The sequence below is a fragment of the Sulfolobales archaeon genome (genome assembly GCA_038897115.1).
GTDB lineage: Archaea > Thermoproteota > Thermoprotei_A > Sulfolobales > AG1 > AG1.
Window position 1 is genome coordinate 1 of sequence record JAWAXC010000100.1, and the last position, 7,655, is coordinate 7,655.

Consider the following 7,655-nt stretch of genomic DNA (forward strand, 5'->3'; position numbering starts at 1 on the left):
AGAATGCCTAGGGAGCCCCTCATAATAGCCTTTATACTCTGCTTCATATCGGGCACAACATGGAGGAGATGTCCGAGGCTTCTCATAAATACTGGGAATGCATCGTCATACTTAACAAGCCTAGACTCGAGGTTTATAATAAGCCTGCCAAACACTATCAAGGAGATTGAGAGAAGGGATATGGGGAGTATCATTTGATATGGATACACAACTAGCCCAACCATGAAGAGGGGGACACCAACAATGATTGATAGCAGTGTGTATAGCCTTATCCTCCTCTCAACATATGATCTCGAAAAGGCTATTGGATCCCTTGGTATCATGATAATAACTATAAAAGCTAGCACAGCAATAGATATGAGAAGACCTAGAGCTGAGGCTATAAAGAATTGATCACCACCACCTAGTAGCATAGCCATTATAGCCATATTAGCGAGTAGAAAGACAGATGTGCTCATAGATGTTGAGAAGAGGCTAAATAGAACCCTGATCGCCTCGAAAACCTTGTCCATCTGGGATACATATGTGACAAGAGCACTATCTATCTCATTCCTGAGAAAAGCCACCATATCAGCTCCAGAGCCAACCACCTGTGAGAGCCTCTCGAGAAACTCCTTAGTAAATACCCTTTTAACCCTCTTAGATGCTAGAACCAACGCTGTTACAAGATCATATCCCCAGCCCCTAACAACCCTATCTATAAATACTAGGGTTTTATGCGTCTTCCTATAGATCCTATCCTCAGAAGATAGGATCCTTATAGCATCCCTTCGCTCAATCCCAGAGCTTATGAGGGCATATAGATGGACCATCAGCAATAAGTCCTCGAGGTCTAACCCGCGGGAGGAGATCCTGAGGATCCCTAGCCTAGGCATTCTTACCCTTGCCATAGCCCCCACCATTCTCCTCTATAAACGATGTATCGCCCTTCTCAAGCCTGGCCACGAGCTTCTCCAGCGGATATCTATATGTAGCCCTAATAGCCCTCCACACCCTCCAATAGCTTGTAACCCTATTCCTAGCTAGGAGTTCGAGGAATCTTGCCCTCATGCTGAGCTCATCATATATAAGCTTTATCTGGGATCTAGGTATACCCCTTCTAAGGGCTATCTTATACTCAAGTATGAATGAGGATCCCCTACCCATGTATATATGCACATCCCTCCCAGGATCCCATGTGAAGGCTGGTAGGTAGGCGATTCTACCTTTATCAGGGTCATAACCTATTATCTCGTCAACCTCGATTACCCTTCTCATAAGCCTACCCTTTTTATCATATACAGCGCTCTGAAACACTGCTATGTTTAGGTTATCAAGATACGATGGGGGAACCTCTATAGGGCTTCCTGTGAGTCTCTGGATCAGCCTCTGGATATTTGCTGCGTGGAAAGTGCTCATAACACCGTGGCCTGTGTTGTGGAGTAATATTGGTTTAGACCCTCCTAGGAATGTCTCATCGCCGGGAACTGATAGATCGTATACATAGCCCTTATAATCTATCTCCTCAACACGTTCCACACCAACGACCCTTATACCCCTGCCAATCTCTATACCATCTCCTATACCGTTACCTGGGCTACCTAAGATCGGATCTTCTAGATCTTCTAGCCTGTGTATCCTCTTAAGCCAGCCAACAATCTCGGAGAGCTTAACACCTTTAACGCTTTTCCCATCGCATTTAGATCCGCATAGCTCCCTCAAAGCCTTTATAACGCCATATACAAATGACCTTGCATATGAAGCCTCATATGGGAAGTCGCCATTGGCGCATCTCATGGCGTTAGCAGCTATAGAATCCCTTGGAACACTGATCTCTATCCCATTACCTGCCCGATGGATCTCGACATGATCCTTAAGCAGTGTGAGAAATCTTAGGAGCATCGATATCTCCTTCCCCCCTGATATATATAGCCTCAACCTAGATCTATTCCCATCCTCAACAAGCTCCCCAGAGGCTAGGGCCGCGCCGCATAGATACCCGAGAACCTCTAGGGACTCGCTAGGCTCCCCATATGATTCTGTTGGCAAGGAGGCTGTTAGAAGCCAGTCACCTCTATAGAGCTCCGTTGGCTTGACCTCGTATAAACCTCTGATAGGGTTGTAAGCTATTAGAGAGTGGGATCCCGTAGCATCTACATAGCTTCCATCGGAAAGCCATATTCTATATAGCTTACCCCTATACCAATGCCTCAACACCCTGCTAACCCTTGCAAAGCTAACATGCATACTCCTTGTTATCGTAAGCACCTCTAGATCTGAAACCAGCTTCTCACCATCTCCCTCCCCCTCTCCGAAGTATCTATCCACAATAGATCCTATTGCTGCTATTTCAACAACACCATTCCTCCTAATCATTATAGGGGTGTACCATGGCACGCTCTGCATAGCCTGGAAAGCTATGTTACCCTCCCTACCCCTTATCTCCCCCACAATGATGTAGTTCGGCCTCTGCCTCAGGGCTGCCCTCAAAAGATCGAACATTGTTATAGAGGACTCAGGGGATCCCGTGTCCCTTGTGAGCTCTCTAACCCAGTTCTCATGGGGTAGATTCACTTCAGCTGTATCCTCTATAGATATGATCTTATAGTCTGGGGGTATGAAGGCTGCTATAGCATTGAGGGTCGTGGTCTTTCCAGAGGCTGTCTCGCCACAGATCCAGACGTTCATCTGCTCCCTCAGAGCCATCCATAGATAGGCTGCTATCTCAGGACTCATAGTGCCCCACCTAATCAGCTGAACCACCGAGATAGGCTCCTTAGCGAATTTCCTAATAGTGAAGTTGCTCCCTTTAAGCGAGACATCTTCTCCATAGACTATATTGATCCTAGAGCCATCTGGGAGCACAGCATCCACAATAGGTCTAGCCCTAGAAACAGGCTTTCCGATCCTCTCGGATATCTTTATTATGAATCTATTTAGCTCCTCATTATCCCTGAAACATATATTTGCCTCCATAGGGCCGAAGATCTTGTGTACCAGGTATATACAGCCAGCGCCGGGGCATGATATATCCTCTATATATGGATCCCTGAGGAAGGGCTCAAGAACGCTTGTACCTATCTTCTCCCTAAGCATATAATATTTAATCGCCTCTAGATCCCTTATAGATACCTCTACCCTCTTACCCCTCAGCCTGAAATAGCCCTTCTCCCTATTAACTGGGATGATAATCCTCTCCAAGATCTTCTCTACAAGCTCCCTCTTCTCCCTAGGATCCTCTGGAGCTTCATATTCACCACTCACTATGGCGAACACCTCTTCAACGGCTTCGATAAGCTCTTTAGAGGGTATCTCAGGCTCTACCACATAATATTTCCTTGAATAGTTAGAGGATCCTCCTTCCTCCAGGGTGAATGCGTGTATGAATATAGGATCCCCAACGGGGTAGATCACATTAAACCTATCGGCATATCTGAGCTCATCACCAGGCGTCTCTACAAACTCTGGGATTCCAAGGGTATCTCTGATCCTCAATATATATTCCAGAAGGTGTGGATTCCTATCGAGAACCTCCTTCTTATACCCCTTTCCATATATCTCCTCTGGCCTCCAATATACCTGCATCGTCCCACCCTATAGCGTTGAGAGAGATATTGGTATGATTCTAAAGCCTATAGAGGGATCTACATCGAATACTATAGAGGATTCCGCAGGCATCTCCGTCCCATAGATCTTTTTAACCTGTATAGCTTTATACACCTTGCCTCCGAAGTCGACTCTATCTAGATATAGATAGATGTCTGAGGATGCTCTAAGCCTGAGTGTGAGGGACTCCTCCAAAGCCCCTGGGTGGATCGTTATTACGAATGTTTTTCCAAGGCTTGTCTCGCTTCTGAGGAATGTTAGGAAATCCATTATAGAGTCTCTCGAAGAATATGTAACCAAGATCGAGAGGGAGTCTATGATCATAGCGTCAAATCTATCGCTATAGCTGCCGAAGAATCTTGAGAGAACCCTCAGAGAGATCTTCCCCAGCTTCTCATCCCATTTAGCCCCAGCAATGTGGACTGAGAACACGGTTAGAGAGCCTGAGATGAACTTTCCCTTGAGGATCCTGAAGCCTGCTGAGAACGCCTTGTGGATCAGCTCCTTCACTGTGGTTTCTGTAGTTATATATAGAACCCTGAAGCCCCTCTGAAGAAGTGTTGATGCTATTAGGAAGCTAAGCACAGTCTTCCCAGTACCGTGGGATCCCTCCAGAAGGATCATCGATGGGACTGGGATTCCACCGCCTATCTTATTATCAAGCTCCTCGATCCCTGTTGAGAGTATCTTCCGCTTATTATCCTCAAAATCTCCTTTCTCTACATATTTACTAGCCAACACATACACCCCCATATTGGGTTGAAAAAACAACTCTGATCTTGGATATGTTATCTATATAGATCCCCTGTAAGCTATACCAGATACCGAGGATCTCGCCTGGATCCACTATCCCGGGGTTTATAGTGTCTCCATATACTGTATAGGGTATAGATGCTATCGATGTGAAATAGCTTTGCTTTCCCCCACTTGTGAGGAGTATATCTAGGATCACATAGTTCTTTCTATAGTCCCACCACTGCATAGACCCATTATTACTTATGTTCACATAAACAGCAGAACCGCTTGGCGTAGGGTTTACGCTGATACCTGCTATAGAGCATCTATCTATAATGAGTCTCATATCGATGGAGGTGATCCCATATACCTCTCTGGAAATTTCTGAGATCCTCTCTATCGATATCCCTGCAAATACTACGAAGACCTGGATCATGGCAACCATCAACAGAGCCGATGAGAGGGAGTTTGAAAGACCCATCATATCACCTCATAGAGAGCATACAGCGTATTCCGATACACCGTTGGGGTATACGAGCCTAACACTTACTATGGCAGTGTTCAGAGGGCTCTGAATCGATATGTTTATACCTCCGATCTCGCCTTGCACGAGGATCTGTGATCCGCTCTGTGTTATTGGATAGACAGTCCCACCTACCATCCATATGGGTCTCTCAGATCCTGGAGGACCTATTAGAACATCTATCATACTAATATTCACAGGCAGGACCCCAGCGTTCTTAACATATGCTATGAAGTTTGTGCTGCTCACACATGCTAGATATACAAGCTTGATTCTCATTTGAGCATTTGCCTTCTCTAGAGAGGCTACCTGTGATAATATAGACTCTATGGAGTATACCTTTGAAAGCACAACGCCTGAGAGGATAGATGCTATGGTTATTGATGCCACTATAAGTATGCCCTCAACTACTGGTGTGCTCACCAACCCTCACACCCCCGAGAGAGCTGCTGAGAGAAACTCTGCCTCTTTATCATACACACCCATAGATCTGGCGAGCTCGTAGATTGTGATAGCAAGCCTTTTGGGGGGAACCCTGGAGCTCTCTATAAGGGATACTATCTTTGCTATGAGGTGCATAGAATCCTTTGGAAGCACCCCAGAAGCGACTCCAAGCTCGACAAGCCCTAGAAGACCCTCCCTACCCAGTTTCGGAAGGTTATCCCCTACAAATATTACGAGCCTCATAAGTTTCGCTATATCGGTTTTACCGATGAGGAGCTCTGCTAGGTTTTCCCCTAAGCTGCTCACTGATATAGCATTAGATGTTAGGGAAGGCTTTGCAATGGCTTCCCGGATCTCAGAAGCTCTATGCCCACCACCCCCCTGCTCACCCTCGCTAACGCTGGCTACCTCTGTTTTTGCGATTCTCCCACCTTTAATCCCCATTTCGCCTAGTTCGAGCTCTGACATAAATCTCCTCATATAGTTAAAGGGGTTCGAGATCTCGGATAACAGGGTTCTGATATCCATCATACCCTCCTCGATCACAGCTTTAGTCTCTTCAAACTCCTTCTTGATCTTCTCTATCTCCTCAGAGATCCTATTCACAGTTGATGTTACATTCGAAACAGCCTTAGATACCTCCTCCTTAACTATCCCAGCTATATCAGCCTCTATAGAGCCAGGGCTGGATCCCGCGGCCTTTTGCCCAGAATCTAGAGATGCATCTCCAGCCTGTCTATATACAGGGGTAGCCTCTACCTCCTTAACCCCTGATCCCTTGTTGCTTGGCACAGCTATAGCTATAGCCGCTTCTCCGATACTAGCACTAGCTTCTACAGATCTTGTTTCGATCTCCTCTTCACCAGCTGGTATCTCCCTCTTCCTTGTTACCAGCATTGGAAGCCTTTTAAATGGTGTAAATCCTATATCAAATAGCAAGGTTATAACCATAAGTGCTAGTGGGATTAATGAAACGGCTAGTATCGCTATAGGATAATATATAGGCTGGGCAGAGAAAACAGTTCTCCAGCTATGGATAATAATTAGCAGGAGAACAGCTGATGCAATGCCAAGCACAGAGATTCCAGCCAACATATATAGATCAAAACCCTTTGATGATGCCACCTTCTAGAGCACCCCCGTAGAGAGGATAAATTGATATATAGAACAATTTGGATCGATAAAGCCTATAGCATGGCCTCCATGAGAAGTGATTATGATCACCTAATCAATACATGGAGCAGCCATCATTTAACATTCCACTTAGACGGAGGATCGTCCCAATCTCGACGATCCAGCGAACCTCGTAGATCTTCTACGATCTGTAAAAGCTATATTTAATCTCTAGCTAGCTTGAACAAGAGAAATAGTAACACTATCAAGGACGATCGATCTCTCTTGAGATCCTTCTAGCTTTTTCCACAATAATCTAGCATCCAGATGAACCCCACCATCTAGGATAGGATCTGTTAAAGCCCTTTCCTTCCTGAAACTTCTTCCCTGTATAATAGCTGGATATGAGATCCACTGCTAAAAACAGCCACTCATGAGGGGCTATATGTTTTGCAACTAAAGGCTTAGCTCTTCAGCGGGGGATGTTGTTCTATACATTCTAGATCGATTCGTATTTCTTTTTCATAAGTAAAGCGTCCTCTTCTATGTTGGGTGATTCTGATATAACAACACCCTTTACTTTGAAATCTTTAAGCGCCCTGAGGATCTCTATATAGTTGAGATCTGATTCCTCTAGGTTTAAATGCTTAATCTCACCCCTGTTCCCATATTCGATCCCTGATATGTGTATATGCATTGAATCCAGGGCTTCTCTTCCCAGCCTCCGCTCTATCTCTCCAAGCACGCCTGCTATTTCTTCATATGTATTGTATTTGCCAAGGGATCTGGCATGTAGATGGGCAAAGTCTATCGCTGGGAGGACCATCTCGAGCTCCTCCGAGAGGGAGATCACCTCCTCCAGGTCTCCGAACTCTGCTAAGCCTCCCATAGTCTCAGGTCTGATCCATATCTCTATACCCTCGTCCTTCAAGATTTTAACAATATATTTTAAAGCATCTCTAACCCTTCTATATGTTTCCTGAGGCGTGTCGCTACCATAGTAGGCTGGGTGGAAAACTACTGAGAAAGCGCCTGCCTCGCTACCGATTCTAGCTGAGTCTAGAATTCTATCTATGCTAGCCCTCAGCTTAGCCTGGTCACGTGAATTAAGATTTATATAGTAGGGGGCGTGGACTGTTAGCACAACCCCTAGCTCCCCCGCTATAGCCCTGATCTCAGATGCTGAGGCCCTGCTCATCCTAACACCTCTAACAAACTCTAGCTCCATAGCCTCTAAACCCAGCTCCCTAACCCT

7 protein-coding genes are annotated in these 7,655 nt (G+C 45.6%); all 7 read right to left on the reverse strand.

Annotation, left to right across the window (positions count from 1 at the left end; translation table 11 throughout):
- A partial coding sequence (locus QXE01_10375) for a hypothetical protein (GenBank protein MEM4971640.1) occupies positions 1 to 890 on the reverse strand: 890 nt, incomplete at its 3' end.
- Entirely contained in the window at positions 868 to 3,564 is a 2,697-nt protein-coding gene (locus QXE01_10380; GenBank protein MEM4971641.1) for an ATPase, T2SS/T4P/T4SS family, read from the reverse strand. The genes QXE01_10375 and QXE01_10380, both read right to left, overlap by 23 nt.
- Before the next feature lie 9 nt (positions 3,565 to 3,573).
- Positions 3,574 to 4,323 (reverse strand): ATPase domain-containing protein, encoded by a 750-nt coding sequence (locus QXE01_10385; protein MEM4971642.1) that lies wholly within the window; start codon positions 4,321 to 4,323, stop codon positions 3,574 to 3,576.
- Entirely contained in the window at positions 4,316 to 4,804 is a 489-nt protein-coding gene (locus tag QXE01_10390; protein MEM4971643.1) for a hypothetical protein, read from the reverse strand. Before QXE01_10390 ends, QXE01_10385 begins: the two co-directional genes overlap by 8 nt.
- 6 nt (positions 4,805 to 4,810) lie before the next feature.
- Positions 4,811 to 5,269: a hypothetical protein gene (locus QXE01_10395; GenBank protein MEM4971644.1), complete on the reverse strand. Its 459-nt coding sequence runs from the start codon at positions 5,267 to 5,269 to the stop codon at positions 4,811 to 4,813.
- Between the two features lie 3 nt (positions 5,270 to 5,272).
- Complete coding sequence (locus tag QXE01_10400) at positions 5,273 to 6,412, reverse strand: hypothetical protein (GenBank protein ID MEM4971645.1); 1,140 nt, start codon at positions 6,410 to 6,412, stop codon at positions 5,273 to 5,275.
- A 487-nt stretch (positions 6,413 to 6,899) separates the two neighbouring features.
- Positions 6,900 to 7,655: TIM barrel protein (locus QXE01_10405; protein MEM4971646.1), on the reverse strand; the 756-nt coding region annotated here is incomplete at its 5' end.